Annotated in this window: 19 protein-coding genes; all 19 read left to right on the top strand. The window is 48.1% G+C overall.

The features are described 5' to 3' along the window. Positions 1 to 152: 152 nt before the first annotated feature. Positions 153 to 6,797 (top strand): PAS domain S-box protein, encoded by a 6,645-nt coding sequence (locus tag NDI52_RS28205; protein WP_348256638.1) that lies wholly within the window; start codon positions 153 to 155, stop codon positions 6,795 to 6,797. After that, the gene (locus NDI52_RS28200; RefSeq protein ID WP_348256636.1) at positions 6,794 to 7,423 is read left to right on the top strand and encodes a response regulator transcription factor; all 630 of its coding nucleotides are present in this window, start codon (positions 6,794 to 6,796) and stop codon (positions 7,421 to 7,423) included. Before NDI52_RS28205 ends, NDI52_RS28200 begins: the two co-directional genes overlap by 4 nt. A gap of 242 nt (positions 7,424 to 7,665) precedes the next feature. After that, complete coding sequence (locus tag NDI52_RS28195; RefSeq protein ID WP_348256635.1) at positions 7,666 to 8,040, top strand: peptidoglycan-binding domain-containing protein; 375 nt, start codon at positions 7,666 to 7,668, stop codon at positions 8,038 to 8,040. A gap of 126 nt (positions 8,041 to 8,166) precedes the next feature. Next, positions 8,167 to 8,724: a DsbA family protein gene (locus NDI52_RS28190; RefSeq protein WP_348256634.1), complete on the top strand. Its 558-nt coding sequence runs from the start codon at positions 8,167 to 8,169 to the stop codon at positions 8,722 to 8,724. A 71-nt stretch (positions 8,725 to 8,795) separates the two neighbouring features. Then, positions 8,796 to 8,918, top strand: a complete 123-nt coding sequence (locus NDI52_RS28185; protein WP_348256633.1) for an AraC family transcriptional regulator — start codon at positions 8,796 to 8,798, stop codon at positions 8,916 to 8,918. A 30-nt stretch (positions 8,919 to 8,948) separates the two neighbouring features. Further along, positions 8,949 to 9,884 carry a type II CAAX endopeptidase family protein gene (locus NDI52_RS28180; RefSeq protein ID WP_348256632.1) on the top strand — a complete coding sequence of 312 codons (936 nt, stop codon included), beginning with the start codon at positions 8,949 to 8,951 and terminating at the stop codon, positions 9,882 to 9,884. Positions 9,885 to 9,959: 75 nt separating this feature from the next. Further along, the gene (locus NDI52_RS28175) at positions 9,960 to 10,715 is read left to right on the top strand and encodes a glucose 1-dehydrogenase (RefSeq protein WP_348256631.1); all 756 of its coding nucleotides are present in this window, start codon (positions 9,960 to 9,962) and stop codon (positions 10,713 to 10,715) included. Between the two features lie 421 nt (positions 10,716 to 11,136). Continuing rightward, the gene (locus NDI52_RS28170; RefSeq protein WP_348256630.1) at positions 11,137 to 11,892 is read left to right on the top strand and encodes an SDR family oxidoreductase; all 756 of its coding nucleotides are present in this window, start codon (positions 11,137 to 11,139) and stop codon (positions 11,890 to 11,892) included. A gap of 185 nt (positions 11,893 to 12,077) precedes the next feature. Further along, entirely contained in the window at positions 12,078 to 13,046 is a 969-nt protein-coding gene (locus tag NDI52_RS28165) for an SDR family NAD(P)-dependent oxidoreductase (protein WP_348256629.1), read from the top strand. Positions 13,047 to 13,202: 156 nt separating this feature from the next. Continuing rightward, the gene (locus NDI52_RS28160) at positions 13,203 to 13,289 is read left to right on the top strand and encodes a hypothetical protein (protein ID WP_347280207.1); all 87 of its coding nucleotides are present in this window, start codon (positions 13,203 to 13,205) and stop codon (positions 13,287 to 13,289) included. A gap of 117 nt (positions 13,290 to 13,406) precedes the next feature. Next, positions 13,407 to 14,051, top strand: a complete 645-nt coding sequence (locus NDI52_RS28155) for an NAD(P)-binding domain-containing protein (RefSeq protein WP_348256650.1) — start codon at positions 13,407 to 13,409, stop codon at positions 14,049 to 14,051. 186 nt (positions 14,052 to 14,237) lie between these two features. Beyond that, positions 14,238 to 15,182 (top strand): alpha/beta fold hydrolase, encoded by a 945-nt coding sequence (locus NDI52_RS28150; RefSeq protein ID WP_348256628.1) that lies wholly within the window; start codon positions 14,238 to 14,240, stop codon positions 15,180 to 15,182. Between the two features lie 175 nt (positions 15,183 to 15,357). Further along, on the top strand, positions 15,358 to 15,708 hold the full coding sequence (locus tag NDI52_RS28145; RefSeq protein ID WP_348256627.1) for a hypothetical protein: 351 nt from the start codon (positions 15,358 to 15,360) through the stop codon (positions 15,706 to 15,708). Between the two features lie 313 nt (positions 15,709 to 16,021). Beyond that, complete coding sequence (locus NDI52_RS28140) at positions 16,022 to 16,858, top strand: alpha/beta hydrolase (RefSeq protein WP_348256626.1); 837 nt, start codon at positions 16,022 to 16,024, stop codon at positions 16,856 to 16,858. Between the two features lie 126 nt (positions 16,859 to 16,984). Next, complete coding sequence (locus NDI52_RS28135; protein ID WP_348256649.1) at positions 16,985 to 17,887, top strand: pirin family protein; 903 nt, start codon at positions 16,985 to 16,987, stop codon at positions 17,885 to 17,887. 113 nt (positions 17,888 to 18,000) lie between these two features. After that, positions 18,001 to 19,023 (top strand): LLM class flavin-dependent oxidoreductase, encoded by a 1,023-nt coding sequence (locus NDI52_RS28130; protein ID WP_190774739.1) that lies wholly within the window; start codon positions 18,001 to 18,003, stop codon positions 19,021 to 19,023. Positions 19,024 to 19,132: 109 nt separating this feature from the next. Then, positions 19,133 to 19,546 carry an SgcJ/EcaC family oxidoreductase gene (locus tag NDI52_RS28125; protein WP_199330915.1) on the top strand — a complete coding sequence of 138 codons (414 nt, stop codon included), beginning with the start codon at positions 19,133 to 19,135 and terminating at the stop codon, positions 19,544 to 19,546. 235 nt (positions 19,547 to 19,781) lie between these two features. Next, the gene (locus tag NDI52_RS28120) at positions 19,782 to 20,075 is read left to right on the top strand and encodes a hypothetical protein (RefSeq protein ID WP_348256625.1); all 294 of its coding nucleotides are present in this window, start codon (positions 19,782 to 19,784) and stop codon (positions 20,073 to 20,075) included. Between the two features lie 326 nt (positions 20,076 to 20,401). After that, positions 20,402 to 20,959: a TMEM175 family protein gene (locus NDI52_RS28115; protein WP_348256624.1), complete on the top strand. Its 558-nt coding sequence runs from the start codon at positions 20,402 to 20,404 to the stop codon at positions 20,957 to 20,959. Positions 20,960 to 21,025: the final 66 nt, after the last annotated feature.

Genomic DNA, 21,025 nt, shown 5'->3' with positions numbered 1-21,025 from the left:
CTTTTTACCCCCTAACTTATACAAGTGAGTGCCCCCAGGGCACGAAGCTTTCCAAAATGAGAATTGCTGACACAAGGAGCTTTACATTCTGGAGTTTGGCAAGCGATATACTTTGGGAAACGGATGACAGTCCTTTATCGAGGGAGCATTCAATGATTACCCTGCCTGGAATTGCTATCCACAGCAAAATCTATGAGAGCTTAGCTTCTTTGGTATATCGGGGCATCAGAGAGCAAGATAACTGTGCCGTGATTGCTAAAGTTCTCAAGCAGGATTATCCCTCTCCTCAGGAATTAACTCGTTATCGGCAGGAGTATGAAATTACTCGCTTGCTCAACATTGAAGGGGTAGTCAAGGCATATAGCCAACAAGACTACCAGCGTACGCTGGTTATTCTTTTGGAAGACTTTGGTGGAGAGTCTTTAGAATGCTGGATGCGGCAACAATTAGATTTCTCTCCCATGCCGCTGTCGGTTTTTTTGAATATGGCGATCGCCATCACGGATACTCTAGGCAAAATCCATGCGGCTCATGTCATCCATAAAGATATTAATCCTGGCAACATTGTCTTTAATCCAAACACTGGCGTTGTCAAAATTATTGATTTTGGTATTGCCACTCGCTTCAGTCGCACCAATCCCACCTTCAAAAGTCTCTATCTTCTAGAAGGAACCCCTGCCTATTTGTCGCCAGAGCAAACCGGGCGAATGAACCGGATGCTCGACTATCGCACCGACTTTTATTCACTGGGCGTAACCTTCTACGAACTGTTGACGGGACAATTGCCGTTTCCCGCGCGTGACCTCCTGGAACTAGTTCACTGTCACATTGCTACACCGCCGATTCCCCTGCATGAATTGAATGCTACGATTCCTCAACCTGTTTCAAACCTAATTTTGAAACTGATGGCAAAAAATGCAGAGGATCGTTATCAAAGTGCCTGGGGCATCAAAGCAGATTTAGAAAGCTGCGCTCAACAACTGGCAGAAACGGGTCAGATTAACGCCATATCATTGGGACAGCAAGATGTTTCCGAGCAGTTCCGCATTCCTCAAAAACTGTATGGGCGAGAAGCGGAGATTGCAGCATTATGGATGGCGTTTGACAGAGTGGTAGGGAGTAGGGCAGTCCGTGAAATGATGCTGGTCTCTGGTTACGCTGGCGTTGGCAAAACGGCATTGGTACAGGAACTCTCTAAACCGATCACCGCAAAGCACGGTTATTTTATCTGGGGTAAATTTGACCAATTCCGTCGCAATATTCCCTACAGCGCGATCGTCGATGCCCTGCAAAAATTGGTGCAGCAACTGTTGGGTGAACCCAATGAACAGGTGGAAGTATGGCGATCGCGTCTACTCACTGCTTTGGGAAACAATGGGCAAATCATCATAGATGTCATCCCCGAAGTTGAGTTCATTATTGGCAAGCAGTCACCTGTGCCCGAAGTTGGAGCAACAGAAGCACAGAATCGCTTCAATCTCACGTTTCAAAGGTTTATGCGGGCGTTTTGTGCAAAAGAGCATCCCCTAGTCATCTTTTTAGACGATCTACAGTGGATCGATTCTGCGACGTTGAAGTTAATCGAACTCATATTGCTTGATGAGCAAACTCAATCCCTGTTTTTGATCGGAGCCTATCGAGATCATGAAGTGACTTCAACGCATTCATTAATTTTGATGCTGGAGAGCTTGCGAAACAAGGGAGCAGTACTTCAGGAAATCATCCTGACCCCCTTAACGCTGGAACCGTTGACTCAACTGGTGGCTGAGACGTTACATCACAATCCTGATGCCGTTCGTTCCTTAGCCCAAATTGTGTTGCGTAAAACCGAGGGCAACCCTTTCTTTGTTGGTGAATTTTTGAAGCTGCTGTATGGCGAAAACCTGTTGACCTTTGATGCCCAACAGTTGAGTTGGCAGTGGAACCTGGTAGAGATTGAAGCTCAAGATATCACTGATAATGTGGTGGAGTTGCTGTTGCGTCAGTTGCAGAAATTGCCGGAAGCAACACAGCAAGTTCTCTCCATCGCTGCTTGTGTTGGGTCTGAGTTTGATTTAAAGACGTTAGCCATCATTTGCGAAAAATCACCGAAAGCAATTTTCCAGGATCTACTAGCAGCAATACAAGCGGGATTAATTCAACCTTTGTCTGAATTAGACGAAGACTTGTTGGTTCAAGAGTATAAGTTTCTGCACGATCGCGTGCAGCAAGCGGCTTATGCCCTAATTGATGAGTCGTGCAAACAAGTGGTTCATCTCCAAATCGGTCGCAATTTACTCGAAAAAACTTCACCGGAGCAACGATTCGATCGACTGTTTACTATTGTGGATCATCTCGATCAAGGAATGGAGCTTGTCACTGCTCAACCAGAACGAACTGAAATTGCCAGATTAAATTTAACGGCAGGTCAGAAAGCAAAGGCAGCAACGGCTTATGAAGCAGCTTTTAGATATTTCACTACAGGTCTTCAACTTCTTGATACAAAGAGTTGGCAGAGTGAGTATGACCTGACCTTAGCGCTTTACTCAGAAGCAGCAGAAGCGGCGTATCTCCAGGGTCGCTTTGATGAGATGGAACAGTTGGTAGAAGTGGTACTTGATCGTGGCAAAACAGTGGTTGACAAAGTGCAGGCTTACGAGACCAGAATTCAAGGATATTTGTCACAGGGCAACCTGAAAGAAGCACTCAAAACTGGATCGGAAGCGTTAAAGCTCTTGGGAATAGATTTAATAGAAAATCCAAGTCAGGCAGATGTTCAAAGGGAATTGAAGTCAACGGCCGCATTACTCGCTGAACGAGAAATCAAAGACTTGATTAATTTATCAGAGATGACTGCACCAGAACCGCTGGCAGCTATGTCAATCTTGGCAAGTATGAGGTCTGCTGCATTTATCAGGTCACCAGCACTATTCATGCTGATTACTTGCAAAGCGGTAAACTTATCAATTAACTATGGGAATGCCGTCTGGTCATCAGTGTTTTATGCTGGCTACGGATTTGTTCTATGTGGAGTTGTTCAAGACATTGAATTCGGTTATGAGTTCGGCAAATTGGCTCTCAGTTTGGCAGAACGATTGAATACCAGAGGAAATGCTAGAACCTTAATGTTTGCGAATGTCCATATCATGCACTGGAAGGTGCATCTTAGGAACACAATACCCATGCTGGTTGATGCCTATCAAAATGGAATGAAAACTGGAGACTTTGAAACTGCTGGTTATACTGCATATTACGTGTGCTATTACTCGTTTCTTGCTGGAGAAGAACTCACCCAACTGGAACAAAAAACAGCAACCTACAGCAAATCGGTTGACCAAATCAGACGAGAAAGCCCCTCGAATTGGCTGGCAATATTGCGGCAAACCATTCTTAATTTGTTAGATAGGGCTGAGAATCCTAGCCGCTTAATCGGTAGGCTATGTACTGAAGAGGAAGCGTTGTCACACGCTATTGCAATTAAAGATGGAACTGCAATCCAAATACTCTATTTGCACAAAGTCATGTTGTGTTATCTATTTGGAGAATACCATGAAGCTGAACAGAATGCTATTTTGGCAAGGCAGCATTTTGAAGAGGTGACAGCAATAACGGTTCTACCTATATTCTGTTTTTATCATTCGCTGGCGCTTTTGAGCCTATCGCCTGATGCTTCAAACTCTGAAAAAGCAGCTTGGCTAAACTGTGTTAACACCAACCAAGAAAAAATGCAGAAATGGGCAGAACACGCCCCAATGAATTATCTACATAAATTTCATCTAGTCGAAGCAGAGAAAGCGCGAGTTTTAGGGCAGTTTCTTGAGGCTGAAGAGCTTTATGAACGAGCGATCGCAGGTGCTGCTGAAAATGAGTATATCCAGGAAGAAGCATTAGCTTATGAATTAGCGGCTAAACACTATCTAGCGCGAGGCCGAGAAAAAATTGCTCAAACCTACATGAAAGAAGCGCACTATTGCTACGATCGCTGGGGCGCAACTGCTAAAGTTAAAGACTTAGAAACTCGCTATCCCCAGTTCTTTTCTCAGTCGTCTAGAGCCGCTTCCACATCAATTCCTATTACTGCTGAAACCATCTCTAATCCCTTCCATACTGCTTTCGATTTAGCAGCAGTGATGAAAGCTTCACAGGCGATTTCTCGTGAAATTGAACTGAAGCAATTGCTGCGATCACTGATGCAGATTTTAATTGAGAATGCTGGCGCACAAACTGGATATCTGATTTTAGAAAACTCAGGAGAGTGGTCGATTGAAGCGGCTTGTGAACTCAATGCCGATGAGAATGCTTGTGCGACTCAGGTGTTACAGTCTATTCCAATTGCGGATCAATTGCCAGAATCAATCATTCAATATGTGATTCGGACTCTGGAGCCTGTCGCCTTAAATGATGCGACTCGTGAAGGTGCTTTTATTAATGAGCCATACATTCAACAGAACCAGCCTCAATCTGTTTTCTGTTTGCCGCTGCTGAATCAAGCCAAGCTGGTCGGTGTATTGTATTTAGAAAATCGATTAGCCGCTGGAGTATTTACACCAGAGCGATCGCAGGTCTTGCAGCTACTATCGACTCAAGCAGCGATCGCCATCGAAAATGCCAACCTTTACTCAGAACTGCGGGCTAAGGAAAGCAAGATTACCCAGTTCCTCGAAGCGATTCCGGTGGGAATTGCGATCGTGGATGCGACGGGTCGCCTTTACTATACCAACCAATGCGGCAATCAACTCATAGGCAAAGAAACTGGTACTTCCATAGCACCAGAGCAGATCTCAGAGGCTTATCAGCTTTATGTAGCGGGAACGGATCAAATTTATCCAGCAGAGAGCTTGCCTATTGTGCAGGCATTAAGGGGCGAACGCATCAGGACTGAAGATATAGAAATTCGTCGAGATCATGTCTCAATTTCACTTGAGGCACGGGGAACACCCGTTTTTGATCAACAAGGCAATATCACTTATGCGATCGCTACCTTTCAGGATATTACAGAGCGCAAACAAGCTGAGAAACTCCTAGCCGACTACAACTGCACTTTAGAGCAACAGGTTGCAGAACGAACTGCTGCGTTACAGCAAAGTGAAGCCAAGTTCCGAACTATCTTTGAAAACTCGCAGGTTGGCATCTACCGAACCCGCACCTGTGATGGATTAATTCTCGACGCCAATCAATGCTTTGCCAATCTGTTGGGCTTTGATTCACCAGAGGAGATCATTGGGCTGGAACACAGCATCGGCTATTTTGTAAATCCCAGCGATCGCCAATACGCCATTGAGGTGATGAAGCGGGATGGGGAAATGCGAAGCTTTGAAGTTCAGATGCGAAAACGAGATGGGACACTATTTTGGGGCCTTTGTTCCTCTTATTTAAATGCAGACGATGACTACATCGAAGGGGTGATGGCGGATATCAGCGATCGCAAACGCGCAGAAGCCGCTCTACAGATGAGTGAAGAACGACTACGTCTGGCATTAACCGCTTCAAATCAGGGACTCTACGATATGAATCTCAAAACTGAAGAAATCGTGGTTAACCCAGAATATGCTCTAATGCTGGGCTACGATCCGGCAACATTTCACGAGACCAAATCTAGGTGGGTTGAGAGTTTGCATCCTGATGACCGAGAATCAATGGTTGCAGTTTACAGTGGTTTTATGACTGGAGAAGCCCCCAACTATCGAGCAGAATATCGCCTGCGTACCCAGGATGGTCAGTGGAAATGGATTCTTTCTGTCGGCAAAATTGTTGCCTGGAATGAATCCGGTGAACCCATCCGAGCGTTGGGAGTTTATACGGATATTAGCGATCGCAAACGAGCAGAAGAAGCCCTACAAGCCTCAGAGTCAGAGCTACGGACTCTCATTGAGGCAATTCCCGATCCGCTGTATGTACTAACTGCTGAAGGGCAAGTACTCGATGCAGTCGAGAGAGATCCCAATCAGTCATGTAGACCAATCGAGGAGCAGATTGGTAAAACACTGCATCAACTCCTTGCCAAGGAACAAGCCGATGAATTCCTGAGTTGCATGCAGCAGGTGCTGAGAACCCAGCAAATCCTTACCATTGAATACAGCCACTGGATAGCTGGACGAGAAATGTGGTTTTCAGTTCGCATTGCTCCGATCCGGCACGAGCAGGTGATTTGGTTAGTGCGAGATATTACGGCGCTGAAGCAAGCAGAAGAAGCCTCAATTTTAGAGGAGCGCAACCGCATGGCACGTGAAATTCACGACACACTCGCTCAGGCATTTACAGGCATTCTGGCTCAGGTAGGTGCTGCAAACCAGGTGCTCACGGATGATGTAGAATCAGCTCAGGCACACCTAGACCTGATCAAAGAATTGGCGCGAACTGGACTGACTGAAGCACGGCGATCGGTCGTCGCGCTGCGTCCTCAGCTTTTGGAAGAAGGCAATTTACAGAGCGCTCTCCATCGTCTCATCGCTCAGACTAGAGCTGCCGCAATGGATACCACTTTGCACTATGAAATCGAGGGGGCAGTGTATGCTCTACCCACTGAAGTCGAGAATAACCTACTGCGGATGGGGCAGGAAGCATTAACCAATGCGATTAAACATGCCAATGCTGACGAAATTCGAGTGGAGCTAATCTACGATCGCGATCAGTTCTACTTGCGCGTGAGAGACAATGGACAGGGCTTTGGAGTTGGAAATATTCCAGCCTCTGAGGGTTTTGGCTTACTCGGCATGAGCGAGCGGGCAGAGCGCATCGGCGCACAGCTCACGATTCGGAGTCAACCTGGACAGGGAACAGAAATTATTGTCACTGTTGATCGAGAGGCATCACGATGAGCCAAGCCATGACCATTCGTGTTCTGATTGCGGATGATCACGCCATTTTTCGGCAAGGATTAGCCACGATTATCAACCGTGACCCAGATATGGAGGTGATTGCCCAAGCCGAAAATGGGGAACAAGCGATCGCGCTATTTGGAGAACACCAACCAGATGTCACACTCATGGATCTGCGAATGCCTGAGGTGGAGGGAGTTGCCGCTATCGGTGCAATTTGTGCGACGGCTAAATCTGCTCGGATTATTGTACTGACTACATATGATAGCGACGAAGATATTTATCGAGGATTGCAGGCAGGCGCAAAAGGATACCTGTTGAAAGAAACTGAACCTGACGAGCTTCTAAACGCCATTCGTACCGTTCATCGGGGTCAGAAGTATATTCCGCCCGATGTGGGAGCAAAGTTGGTACAGCGCCTCAGCAATCCAGAACTGAGTGAACGAGAACTGATGGTACTTCGCTCACTGGCGCAGGGAATGAGCAATGCCGATATTGCGACTGCTTTGAGTATTGGTGAAGGTACTGTTAAATCCCATGTCAATCGGATTTTGAATAAATTGGATGTGAGCGATCGCACCCAAGCTGTGATTGTTGCGGTTAAACGTGGCATTGTTAGTTTATAGGATGTACTTTCGATCGAATTCGGATTCTAACTTAAGTTAGAGCCAGCTTTCTACTCCGCGATGGAACGGTTACTCTACCAATTTGCACTGTAAAAGTTTTAACTCACTATAGACGACAGCTTGAATGTGATTTCCTATATTGAATGTATGCAAATAGAGATGCATCCAATCAAGCAAATCATGCTCTTCTAAAGCAGTGAAGCTGATTGAGTTTTCAATCCTGACACATTGGAGATAAAGCTATGACCTCTACTTCCACAGCTACAGACCCAATACTACGTCAAGGCGATTCTGGTGCTGCTGTCATTAAGCTACAACAATTGTTGAATGCCAAAGGAATTAACATTGCAGTTGATGGAGACTTTGGCAATGCGACTCGCGCCGCAGTAGTTCAGTTTCAGAAGCAGAGCGGCATTGCTACAGATGGCATTGTTGGCCCTCAAACTTGGCAAGCCCTTCGTCGAGATGACAATGCACCCATTCAACTGACTGATGCAGCCATTTACTACGAGCCATCGAAATATTTCTATCAAAAAGAGGCGTTTGAATGGTTGCAATCCCAGATTTCTAGATCAGATCTAGAGGAATTTGCTCGCCGTTGGCGGAACCTACGCTAACGCAGCCATCACCGATTTCAAAATTATTCAGCCCAGGTTCAAATTGCTGACGCTGGGAATGCCCAAAGCATAAGGTTTTTCCCAGCTTTCGTGGCAAGGCTGCAGGCTTGATGCAGATGTAGAAAAATGAACGACGATCGTAGCCATAGTTCCTTACTTGTACCTCCTTCAACCCAAGATTGGATGCAGGGTGTGCTGAGCGCTAAGGTCGTGCTGGTGATGTATGGAGACTATCAATGTCCTAGAAGTGCGGACGTTTACAAGCTGATTAAAGCGATCAAACGAGAGCTTAGTGCTGCTTCTGGAGAGGATGATTTATGTTTTATCTTCCGTCATTTTCCACAAACACAGATTCATCCCCAAGCTCGACGGGCTGCCCAAGTCGCCGAGGCCGCCGCCGCCCAAGGAAAGTTTTGGTTAATGAGCGATACTTTATTTGACCATCAACAAAGGTTGGAGAACGGTTATCTTGTCGAGTACGCCAATGATTTAGGGCTTGATATTCCTCAATTTCTCAAAGAGTTGTCTAAACAAGTGCATGTCGATCGCATCAATGAAAATATTGAAGGTGGATTGCACAGTGGCGTAACAACTGCTCCAGCCCTATTTATCAATAACATTCGGTATACCGGACGCTGGAAAATAACAGAGTTGACGGCAGCCATTGTCGCTGCAATTCACTAAGCTCTATTCATATCTGACTTGTTTGTGAGTGCTAGTACGTAATTCAACAGCGGGTGGAACGAGCAAAATTGATGCTGTCGAAAACAGATTTAGCGATCTCCGATACTGCTTTACAAGTTGGTTTCTCCAATCAAAGCCATCTGATCCAACAGTTTAAGCGCCTGACTGGAATGACCCCAAAACAGATTCGCTAACTCTATGACGCATGAGTCAAGGAGACAAAGATGAAGTTCAAAGCAATCAAAGGACATCAGGAAATCGGAACGGAAGTGAAAGACACGACTTATGTGGAGGCTGCGAGGTGGGGTAAGTATCGGGGGTGGCGGTATGCTCTGGGACTGGTGATCATCCTCTTTGCGTGGCTGGTGGTCGGGACCGGTGCCAGCGTACTCGTCGCGATCGCGCTCAGCGGTCAGCCGGATTACTACGTGCTTGGTCCTTTCGGGAAGTTCCTGTTTGTTATGGTAGGTTTCCCATTTTTCCTCGCGGGGGTTCTCATCGCCGTTACCCTTATCCACTGCCGTCATCCCCTGACGCTCATCACGGCGCAGAAGAAGATAAGCTGGCGTCGCATCGGTCAGGGGTTTGTGGCGTGGTCCGTTCCAGCGTTTCTGATAGGCGGGCTGGGACAGTACCTCTTCTACCCCGACACCTTTTCCTTCAACTTCGACTTGGCGACGTTCGCGCTCTTCGTGCCACTGGCACTGGTCTTCACCGCGATCCAGACCACTACGGAGGAGCTTTTCTTTCGCGGATACATCGTGCAGGGTGCGAGCATGATCGCGACCAACCGCGTTTTTCTGGCGATCGTGGCGGCCGTGGTATTCACCCTGCCGCACCTCTTAAACCCGGAGGTGAGCGCAGGCGGCTGGCTCACGGTCTTCTCCAACTACTTCCTCGTTCCGGGTCTGTTGTGGACCGTGGTCTCGTTAATTGACGGAAGCACTGAACTCGCCATCGGCGTGCACTTCGCGAATAACATCGGCAGCATACTCCTGTTTAACATCACTGGAAGTGCTGTGACCACACCGGCTCTGTTCACAATCAGCGAATATCACGCCACCTATGGGGCGCTATCAGTGCTGGTTGCAATACCCGTGTTCCTGGCGATCGCCTACAAGGTGTTCAAACGCGACGAGGCATCCGAACTCATTTCCTAGAGTGATCGGATTGGTCGTCGGTGATCTCGTCAGTTCGTTGCTGAAGGTCAATTTAATTACAACAGGAGAAACAGAATGATACTGCAAGATAAAGTGGCGTTAGTTACAGGCGGCACATCGGGAATTGGCAGAGCCACGGCGATCGCTTTCGGGGCTGCTGGAGCAAAGGTAGTATTCTCCGGTAGACGCGACGCAGAAGGTGAAAAAACCGCCAAACTGATTCGCGAAACAGGTGCCGAATGCTTATACGTTCATTCAGATGCCTCAAATGAGGAAGACATCAAAGCATTAGTGCAAAAGACGGTTGCAACCTACGGGCAACTCGATTGTGCCTTCAATAATGCAGGCACTGATGGCTCTTTTAAGCCTCTGCATGAACAATCAATGGAAGATTTTGACAACCTGATGGCAATCAATGTTCGGGGGCTGTTTTTGTGCATGAAGTACGAAATTCAGCAAATGTTGTCTCAAGGATCTGGTGTGATCGTGAACAATTCGTCAGCGAGTGGTCTCGTTGCGTTTCCGAAGACTTCTCCTTACGTTGCCAGCAAACATGCAGTAATGGGGCTGACGCGAGCGGCGGCGCTGGACTATGCTAAGCAAGGCATCCGGGTTAATGCGGTGAATCCTGGAGGCACTGCAACTGAACTGCTCGATCACGCCTTTGGGCAACTGGGTATCACAGCGGATGATTTAGGCTCTTTGATTCCAATGGGTCGGCTCGGTCAGGCAACGGAAACTGCTCAAGCGGTTGTATTTCTCTGCTCTGATGCTGCCAGCTATATTACGGGGCAACCCTTAGTGATCGATGGTGGATATACAGTGAGTTGATTTTTGATTGTTGATCGTGGACTCACAGTGAATCGATCCATCAACAAATCAAACCGCGATCGCTTCTTTAAGAAATAATCAGCTCTGCAATTTTAGATGGTGAATCAAATGATTCAGTGCAAAAATTTTGCGCCTCGCATTACTGAACGGGAGCCCTTCGGCGGAGCTTCCGATTACAAGCAGAACTTATTGGGATTACATGGCAAGTGAATTCTGAACATTAGTGTCTAAATCGGATGATGCCGAAACAAACTTGCGCTGAGGAAACAGCGGATATGTGAGCTTTTGCAGCTTACTGGACAGGGCTGGATGTTGGGCAATAGGAAATGACCAGAGCACGGCAGCAGAACACCCCGATAAACGGACATGAAGCAACGCAGGAGATCAACATGCTGTATGAAAATAGAACAGGAGAAATAGGATGATACTGCAAGATAAAGTGGCGTTAGTCACTGGTGGCACGTCGGGCATTGGCAGAGCAGCGGCGATCGCTTATGCCCAACAACAAGCAAAGGTGGTGGTAGTGGGTCGCCGAATGGATGAGGGTGAAGAAACGGTTCGATTGATCAAGGAAGCCGGCGGAGAGGCGATTTTTGTGCAAGCAGATGTCGCGGAAGAAGCCGATGTTAAAGCAATGGTTGATAAAGCGGTTGGCATTTTTGGTCGGTTAGATATTGCCTTTAATAATGCAGGAACTGTCGGCGAAAATTCCTCATTGATTGAGCAAACAGAAGCTGAATACGATCGCATGATGAACGTCAATGTCAAAGGCGTTTGGTTGTCAATGAAATATGAAATCGCTCAGATGTTGAAGCAGGGAAGTGGTTCGATCATCAATACGGCATCTGCAAATGGGGTAGTTGCACTTCCCAGCGTACCCCTCTACACCGCGAGTAAACATGCGGTAGTAGGCTTAACAAAAGCTGCTGCGCTCCAATATGCCAAAGCGGGTATTCGCATCAATGTCGTTGCACCAGCAGCAATCGAAACAGATATGTTTGAAGCAGCTACAGGTGGGCAGGATGAAGCCAAAGCTTACATAACAGGACTTCACCCGATCGGACGGGTTGGAACACCTGTTGAAGTTGCAAATGCAGTCCTATTTTTATCATCTAACATGGCATCGTTCGTAACAGGTGAGACGCTGATGGTGGATGGTGGGTATGTAGCGCAGTAGCCGATTGGCAGTGCGAAATGTTGCGACCAAGTAGCGATCGACCTGCATCATCTGCTCGATCACTCTCCGTGCCCTTGGTTCCTCGTTGCACTGGTAACGGGTGGTTTTCGCAGTTTAGGAGCGGCGATCGTAGGGTATGCGAAAGATTAAAACTTTTACACTCACAATTAACGAAAGGAAAAGAAATGGCTGAAAAATTTGGTGCAAAATCGACCGCCGACGAGGTGCTTGCGGGTGTTGATCTCAAGGGAAAGCGATTTCTCATTACGGGTGCATCGTCAGGCATTGGGCTTGAAACCGCCCGCTCATTGGTCTCTCACGGTGCTAGCGTCGTCGGCGCGGTCAGAAACCTCGCTAAAGCTGAGCCAGCCACTGCATCGGTTCGTGATGCCGCGTCGCAAGAAGGTGGTAGCCTGGAGTTGATCAATCTCGATCTGGCATCCTTACAAAGCGTTCGTGCCTGTGCGGATAAACTGTTGGCTGACGGTCAACTATTCGATGCCATCATCGCCAACGCTGGCGTTATGGCAACTCCGTTCGGTCGAACGATCGATGGCTTTGAAGTCCAGTTCGGGACGAACCATCTTGGTCATTTTGCCCTGATCAATCAGATTGAGCCGTTGCTCGCCGATAATGGACGGCTGGTCGTCCTGTCGTCGCTCGCGCATCGTGGTGCCGACATCGACTTGAACGATCCGAATTTCGAGCAGCAGGCGTACGATCCATGGGTCGCTTATAGCCAATCGAAAACCGCCAATTCACTGTTCGCTGTGGAGTTTGACAGGCGGCATCGCGATCGCGGCATTCGGGCTGCTTCGGTGATGCCCGGAAATAGTCTCACGGACCTACCCCGCCATTTCTCGCCGGAGGATTTGCAGGGACTTTTACAGACCGTTGACGCAGCGCGCGCCGAAGCGGGTCTGCCGCCGAAAGGGTTGAAAGAAATCCCACAGGCAGCCGCGACGTCGGTCTGGGCCGCAGTCGTGGCTAATAAAGACGAGATCGGCGGACACTATCTCGAAGATTGTGCGATCGCACCGATTAATGACACGCCCAACCCGTTTGCCGACGGTGTCAGGTCGTATGCGCTCGACGCGAACAAAGCCAAGCAGCTTTGGGCGAAAAGCGAGGAATTGATCAGCGCTGTGTCTTAAAGGTTATCGCGCACATCTAAACGCAATAATCCGTTCCACTTTCGTACTTGGATGAACACTCACAAGAATGCCTGATTGACGTATAAGCGTTAATCACCATGCTCAGCAAAATTAGAGGCTTTGACAAAACTCATCGAGCGTCATCAGCTTCGCCCAGTGATTGATTCAGTATTTTCTTGGGGTCAGGTCGTTCAGGCACATCAGCGTCTAGAGCAGGGAGGAACGCGGGAAAAATTGTGCTGAAGTTTACAAAAAATTAGACCAGCTTCACGGCGTTGGTAATTGCTAGATCGATTTACAAAGGAGAAACCTCTCATGTCTTACATTACCCTTGGCCAAGAAAACTCTGCAAACATCGATATGAGTATCGGAATTATTGGTTCAGGAGCCCTCGGCTCAAACCTGGCGCGCATATTGGCAAAAAATGGCATTGCAGCCACCATAGCCAACAGACGCGGACCGGAATCGCTGGCTGACTTTGTGGCCGAAGTGGGCCCCTCCATAAAGGCTGGCACTGTTGCCGAAGCCGCCAGCGCCGACATCGTCATTGCGGCTGTGCGCTGGGTCGATGCAGAGAAGGTATTCAGTGCCCTGCCTGCATGGAATGGTCGCATCGTCATTGACAGCACCAACCCAGTTGAATTCCTCGACCCAGATTCACCTGATGCCAAAGACCCCAACAATCCACTGGCAGCCTACGGTATCAGGGCTGTTGATCTAGGCGGCAAAATCTCCAGCGAGGTGTTCAAGCAATACGTACCGGGTGCACGCGTAGTGAGAGCCTTTAATCATCTGGCGGTGAACCTATTGCAGGAGCCTAAAGTATCTGGTGGACAGCGGGTGCTGTTCTACTCAGGTGACGACGCCGATGCCAAAACCCAAGTGCGAAAAATCATTGACGGCACGGGCTTCTTCCCTGTGGATCTAGGCACTCTGGAAGCTGGCGGCACGATTGCGTCTTTGCCGTTTGGTTCACTGGCTACGCACAACTTCATCAAGATCTGATCGCGCAGAAGAAGTGTTATCTGCGTCCGGTGAGCTTGGTCGTTAGACTCCCTTATCTCATCAAATTGGAGTATTTGACGGATTCAATATAAATTGCTTCACTTTATGTCCTCCAATTCTCGTCGTTCTGTAAGTCTGTTTCCCTGTCTAATAGCTCTACCTTTATCACTGCTGTTTGTAGGTTATATGACAAAATCCTCAACGCCTGCCGAGGTTCACATTACAACATCAACAGGCACTCTCTATGGCACACAGATTATTCCAACGTCTAATCTGCCAGAGCCAGTGGTGCTGATCATCGCGGGTTCAGGTCCGACTGATCGTAATGGGAACGCGCCTCTAGCTGGGGAGAATAATAGCCTCAAACAACTAGCTGAAGGATTAGCCGATCACGGCATTGCCTCGATACGATATGACAAGCGCGGTATTGGAGAAAGCTCAGCCGCAGGGCCTGAAGAAGTTGATATGCGTTTCGATACCTATGTTGAAGATGCTGCACTTTGGATTCAGCAATTGCAGGCAGATTCTCGTTTCTCAAGCATCACCGTAATTGGTCACAGCGAAGGCTCTCTGATTGGAATGCTAGCAACCCAAAAAACTGAAGCAGATGCTTTTGTATCAATCGCCGGACCTGCCCAAACTGCATCACAAATTTTACGAGATCAACTGCAACCTAGATTGCCAGATGCATTATGGCAACAGAATGAGCAGATTCTTGCTGCTCTAGAGCAAGGTAACATAGTGACCTCTGTTCCACCAGAACTAAACATGCTCTACAGATCGAGCGTCCAACCCTACCTCATTTCCTGGTTCCGCTATACCCCTGCCCAAGAGATTAGGCGTCTCACTGTACCTGTTCTAATTGTTCAAGGAACAACTGATATCCAAGTGCCTGTCAGTGAGGCGCAAGCCCTGAAAATGCCTAAGCCGGATGCGGAGCTTAGAATTATTGAGGGGATGAATCACGTCTTAAAAGCTGTTTCATTAGACCCTGAACAGCAAAATGCTTCCTATTCTGACCCAACGCTGCCTGTTGTGCCTGAACTCGTTAAAGGGATAAGTCAATTTATTCATACCAATGAGATGCGCCGTGAGTCTAACCAGTCGCTGCACCAGAACGTGCCAAATTGATTGATTGAGTGGCAAAGGTTGTTTGCGTCCGGTGAGCTTGGTCGTTAGGCAGCGAGGGTGAAGAATAAACTTAATCGGAACTAAGAAAAGCAATCAATTCTTAAACCGATTCCAAATCTTCTTGCAGCCTATTTGTCCATTGAGATGCTGAGCACTTTATTACCAATAAGGTCTGATGAAAAGAGAGTTAGCGATAAGTTTTTTGTTCTCGTTTGTGGGCGGCGCAATGGTCTGGGCCTTGTCACCATCTTTATCCGGGCAGGTCGAACCGTGGGATGCGAAAGGTTTTTATTATCCCGCAGCACTTCTTATTGTTGGCCTTGTCGTTGGCCTTGCTCGGCCTAAACATGTTTGGTCGCACTATGCCGGTATTATTCTTGGTCAACTGACGTATATGCTTTGTTTTCTGCCCGGCGGTCCGTTAATTCCTGTTGGAGTCGCTTTTGTAGCGGCTTACTCCATAATCGCTTTAGCAGGAGCAGCAAGTGGGGCCTGGTTTCGTCGCGTCAGCCGAGGTGCGCGGTGATTTTGCTGCCTAACAAGGCATTGCAGCAAACCCGGCTTGCGCGCTCCGGTTGCAACCTACGCTGTCACCGCGGGCCGGGTCGCTGAGCTTGTGTCGTTATAGACCGTATGAATCTTGATGCTGGTGTGCGTACCGCGCTGGTTACCGAAGCAGAATTAAAGCCATTTTAGAAGCGGCAAACGCGGCGATCGCGCTCAGGCAACAATGAAGGACTGCTTCACGCAGCATTGTTAAGACAATGCTCGATCGCTGCATAACAATTGCAATGCAACAGACAAAAACACATTATCAATTTACAAAGGAGAAACCTCTCATGCCTTACATTACCGTTGGTCAAGAAAACTCTGCAACCATCGATCTCTACTACGAAGATCTTGGGACAGGACAACCGATTGTGCTGATTCATGGATTTCCATTGAACGGACATTCTTGGGAGAAGCAGGTCTTAGTTTTACTGAATGCAGGATATCGAGTGATTACGTACGATCGCCGCGGATTCGGTGCTTCCAGCCAACCCTCGTTTGGTTATGACTACGATACCTTCGCCGCCGATTTGAATACACTCATGACCAAGCTTGACTTGCAAAATACCGTGCTGGTCGGTTTCTCAATGGGAACAGGTGAAGTCACACGTTATCTTGGCAAATACGGCTCAGGGCGGGTGCAGAAAGCCGTGCTGATGGCTCCCGTTCCACCGTTTCTATTAAAGACAGACGACAATCCAGAGGGTGTTGATCAAAGTGTTTTCGACGACATTATGAAAGCGATCGTTGACGATCGTCCAGCTTATTTCTCTGCCTTTTTCCAAGAGTTTTTTAATGTTGATGTATTGCTTGGCGATCGCATCAGCAATGAGGCAATTCAAGCAAGTTGGAATGTGGCAGCAGGGGCTTCTGCTAAAGGGACTTTGGACTGTGTTCCATCTTGGCTTACCGATTTCCGTGACGATCTGCCCCGCATTGACGTACCAACCCTGATCATTCATGGCGATGCCGATCGAATTCTGCCACTGGAATCCACCGCAGCAAGACTCCCAAAGCTAATTAAAAACAGCCAACTGGTTGTCATTCCGGGTGGACCGCACGCCATCAACTGGACTCACGCCGATCAGGTCAATCCCCTGTTACTGGACTTTCTTCGGCAGAAATAATTAGTGATCTGCTGCATTTCTGGCTTGTAAAAAACCTTTGTGATTCACCCCGCTGAGGTAGGTTTACATGCTAGGGAGTGATTGTGTCTTCATCCACAACGTCAACTGAGAATGGATCGTACAAAAATGAGTATTCAGCAATTAATCACGCCTGAAAAGCACGACCTAGGTGGGTTTAGCGTACAGCGCATCTTACCGAGTGAAACCCTAAAAATGGTTGGCCCTTTCATCTTCTTTGATCACTTAGGCCCAGCTGTTTTCCCGCCTGGAAAAGGCGTCGATGTTAGACCTCATCCACATATCAACTTAGCGACGGTTACCTATTTGTTTGAAGGAAGCCTTCTGCATAGAGATAGTCTAGGTACAGTACAAGAGATTTTTCCGGGCGAGGTGAACTGGATGACAGCGGGCAAAGGTATTGTTCATTCTGAGCGATCGCCCGAGAGCTTTAGAGAGAAAGAATCTACTCTGCACGGCATTCAGACCTGGATTGCCCTCCCCGAAACCGCTGAGGAAGTTGAACCCAGCTTTTCACATTATCCGGCGACTGATTTACCGAGGTGGATTCAGACAGGCACCAGCGCAACCTTAATCGCCGGTAGCTACCAGGCTCACCAATCACCCGTTAAAACCTACTCTGCTACTCTTTACCTGGCGCTCGTTTTCACAGAGGGTAGTGAATTTCAGCTAGCGCCAACAGAAGGTTTAGAAAGGGCCGTTTATAGTGTCACATCTGGCCTGTTCGTAAATGGAGAGCCGTTAGAGCCATATCGTTTAGCCGTTTTAGCGCCGGATGAATCAGTAGATATCCGCGCGGGGGCTGAGGCAAAAGCAATGATTATCGGCGGGGCACCAGTGGGCGATCGCACAAAGTACTGGAACTTTGTGTCGAGCCGCTCAGCGCGTATCGAGCAGGCAAAACGAGATTGGCAAGACCGCCGCTTCCCGGCGGTTCCCGGTGAAACTGAATTCATTCCGCTCCCTGATAATTCAGATCACGGTAGTAGTAGTGCGCCCCCTCTGAGCTGACGATAGTTAGGCGTTCTTTGCTGAGCGAGAGAACAGCCGCTTAACTCGTACAGCAAGGCTTTCTACTATTTCGGATTAAGTCTATTTCATTCGCAAAACGCGTAGGAAATGATATGGAAGTTGGAATTGACAGTTTTGCCTCGGTTGGAACGAGTGAAAATGGTGAAACGGCGGATGCCGCGCAGTCTGTCGCCGAACTGCTGGAGAGAATAGAGCAGGCAGATCGTTCCGGCTTGGATATCTTCGGTATTGGCGAGCATCATCGGCATGAATTTTTAGATTCAGCAAACGCGGTTATTCTCGCCGCTGCCGCCGCGCGCACCGAGCGCATCCGTCTAACTAGCGCGGTTACGGTGCTGAGCGCGGCTGACCCGGTGCGCGTGTTTCAACAATTCGCCACGCTCGATCTGATTTCAAAAGGTCGCGCCGAAATGGTCGTCGGGCGCGGCTCGTTCACCGAAGCCTTTCCGCTATTCGGATTTAGTCTCGGCGATTACGACGAGATTTTCGCTGAAAAGCTCGACCTCTTGCTCAAAATTCGGGACAATGAAACGGTCGATTGGTCGGGCAAATTTCGCCCCGCGCTGGAAAACCAAGCGATTTATCCGCGTCCGCTGCAAAAGCCATTTCCCATCTGGCTCGGGGTCGGCGGTACGCCGCAATCCTTCCGCCGCGCCGGAATGCTTGGACTGCCGCTCGTAGTTGCCATTATCGGCGGCGAAACGCACCGCTTTCGCTCGCTCGTAGATTTATACCGCGATGCCGGAGAGTACGCCGGGTACGCGCCCGAAACATTAAAAGTTTCATTGCATTCAATCGGTTATGTCGCCGACACGACTGAACAAGCCGTTGAAGAATTTTTTCCGGGCTACGCCGAGACTTTCACTAGAATTGGCAAAGAGAGAGGCTGGCCGCCCGTTACGCGCGCCGCTTTTGACGCGCAGCGCAGTGCGACCGGTGCGTTACTGGTCGGCAGTCCCGAAGAAGTGGCGGAGAAAATTCGTCGTCATAGCGAATCGCTCGGCGGCATTTCGAGAGTCACGTTTCAAATGGACAACGCGCAGATGAACCACGCCCAACTGATGCGCTCCATTGAACTGATTGGCACGCGAATGTCACCACTCTTGAACAATTAAAATATGCTCACGATCGTAGACAACCTGGTCATCGTTCTATATACAGCTCAAAAGAAACATTGGGTGAAATTGAGGCAACCGCATCATTTTAATTTAGGTGCCCAAAACTATGAATTCACAAACAGCTCAAACCACCACTACTGCTGACGAGTCGGCAATCCGTGATTTCCTTCACCAGATGATTGATGCTTGGAATCGAGGCAGCGGTGAAGACTTTGCTGCTCCGTTTAGTGAAACTGCCGATTTCATCGCCTTCGAGGGAACGCATCTCAAGGGTCGAAAAGCGATCGCTGCATTTAATCAGCAAGCCTTCGACACCGTTGTCAAAGGAACACGCCTGGAGGGTGAGGTGAATTTCGTCCATTTCCTGAATCCTCAACTTGCTCTCATGAACGGAGTTGTCCGGGTAATGCTGCCCGGACAACCCGAAACTTCACCGTCACGAGATTTGATGCAGCTATTCGTCGTGATGAAACGTGATCAAGATTGGCGAATTGAAGGGCTACTCAATGCCCGAAATTGACGCTAGAACGGCAATTCTTCTTGGACGAGTTTGACTCACTGAGTGAAGAGGCTCAACGTCAAGTAGCCGATATCGTTACAGATATCAAGCAGGCTTCTCTTCAACCGCGGGAGTAAACAAAGAATTCGGCAGCGATCGCGAATGAAATAAGAACCTGAAAGCAATCAAGCAATTTTACTCATTACACTTCGGATAGATAGAACATTACACGACCACAAGCCGCAGGAGATTTCCAATGAGACGAAAGATACTTACAACCACAATCATAACCAGAATCGCGATCGCAACTACGATTCTGTTCGGTGTCCTGTTACCGTTTAATTTTTCATCCTTGGCTCAAGTCAGTCCACAAGTGATTCCCAGAATCGAAGTGATCGAAAGTTCCGAGGGAATTCCACTCAGCTACCGTTTAGTCATTAGCCGATCTCAGGACAATGTTTATGTCTTCTGTCCCACTAACTTCGAGCCAGAGTTGAACTATCTGCGAAATGTGGAGGTGATTCAATGTAAGCCGTTTACCAGTCCTTAGAAGTAAACCAGTACGGAGTGAGGGTCAACTTTACACTTTTAAAGTGGTGAACAAAATGGTTAAGTGCGAAGATTTTGCACCTCATTACTGAACGGGGCCTTCGGCGGACCTTCCGAGTATGAACTCTTCCCTGAGGTTGTGAGTGCGGTCAGCCAGTGGATCAAAAGTAGAACGATCCAGATGATCAATGTTGAAGCTGTTGTTTTACCAGATAGGGTAGAAGACACAAGCAATGATGTCTACGGAGCCATGCTCAGCAATGGTTTCTACCCAGTTGCAAATGGTAGTTATACAACGCGGTAAGCAGACAAGGAGCATACCCAAAAATGGTTAAAGGTAGGTTAGAAGCCTTCAGTGATGGGGTAATTGCTATTATTATCACCATTATGGTACTGGAGTTGAAAATACCTCATGAGTCAGATTTAGCTGCACTACGTCCCTTGATTCCAACCTTTCTAAGCTATGTGTTGAGTTTCGTGCATGTTGGTATCTACTGGAACAATCACCATCACCTGTTTCAGGCAGTCCGACAAGTGAATGGTTCAACTTTATGGGCAAACCTACATTTGTTGTTCTGGTTATCATTATTTCCCTTTGTCACCGCATGGATGGGTGAAAATCACTTTGCTGCGTTGCCTGTGGCGCTTTATGGTGTGGTTCTATTGTTGGCTGCGATCGCCTACTTCACTCTGACCCGCACACTTGTGTTTCACCACGGTCAAGATTCCACACTTGCAAACGCTCTTGGGCGAAACTTTAAAGGCAAGTTATCGGTATTGATTTATGCAGGTTCAATTCCACTTGCTTTTGCAATCCCTTGGCTTGCATGTGCATTATCTAGGTACAGGACAAAAATTGAAGGACGTGGAAAAACTCATCGATGAATAACTCCAGATTCAGTAGGATTTGACGCAGGTGGTCGAAACCATAGCGAAAGATACTCTTGGCTT

This window comes from Leptolyngbya sp. PL-A3 (assembly GCF_039962325.1).
In the GTDB taxonomy this organism is placed as follows: Bacteria; Cyanobacteriota; Cyanobacteriia; order Elainellales; family Elainellaceae; genus Vacuolonema.
This window is presented reverse-complemented; position numbering and strand designations above follow the sequence as displayed.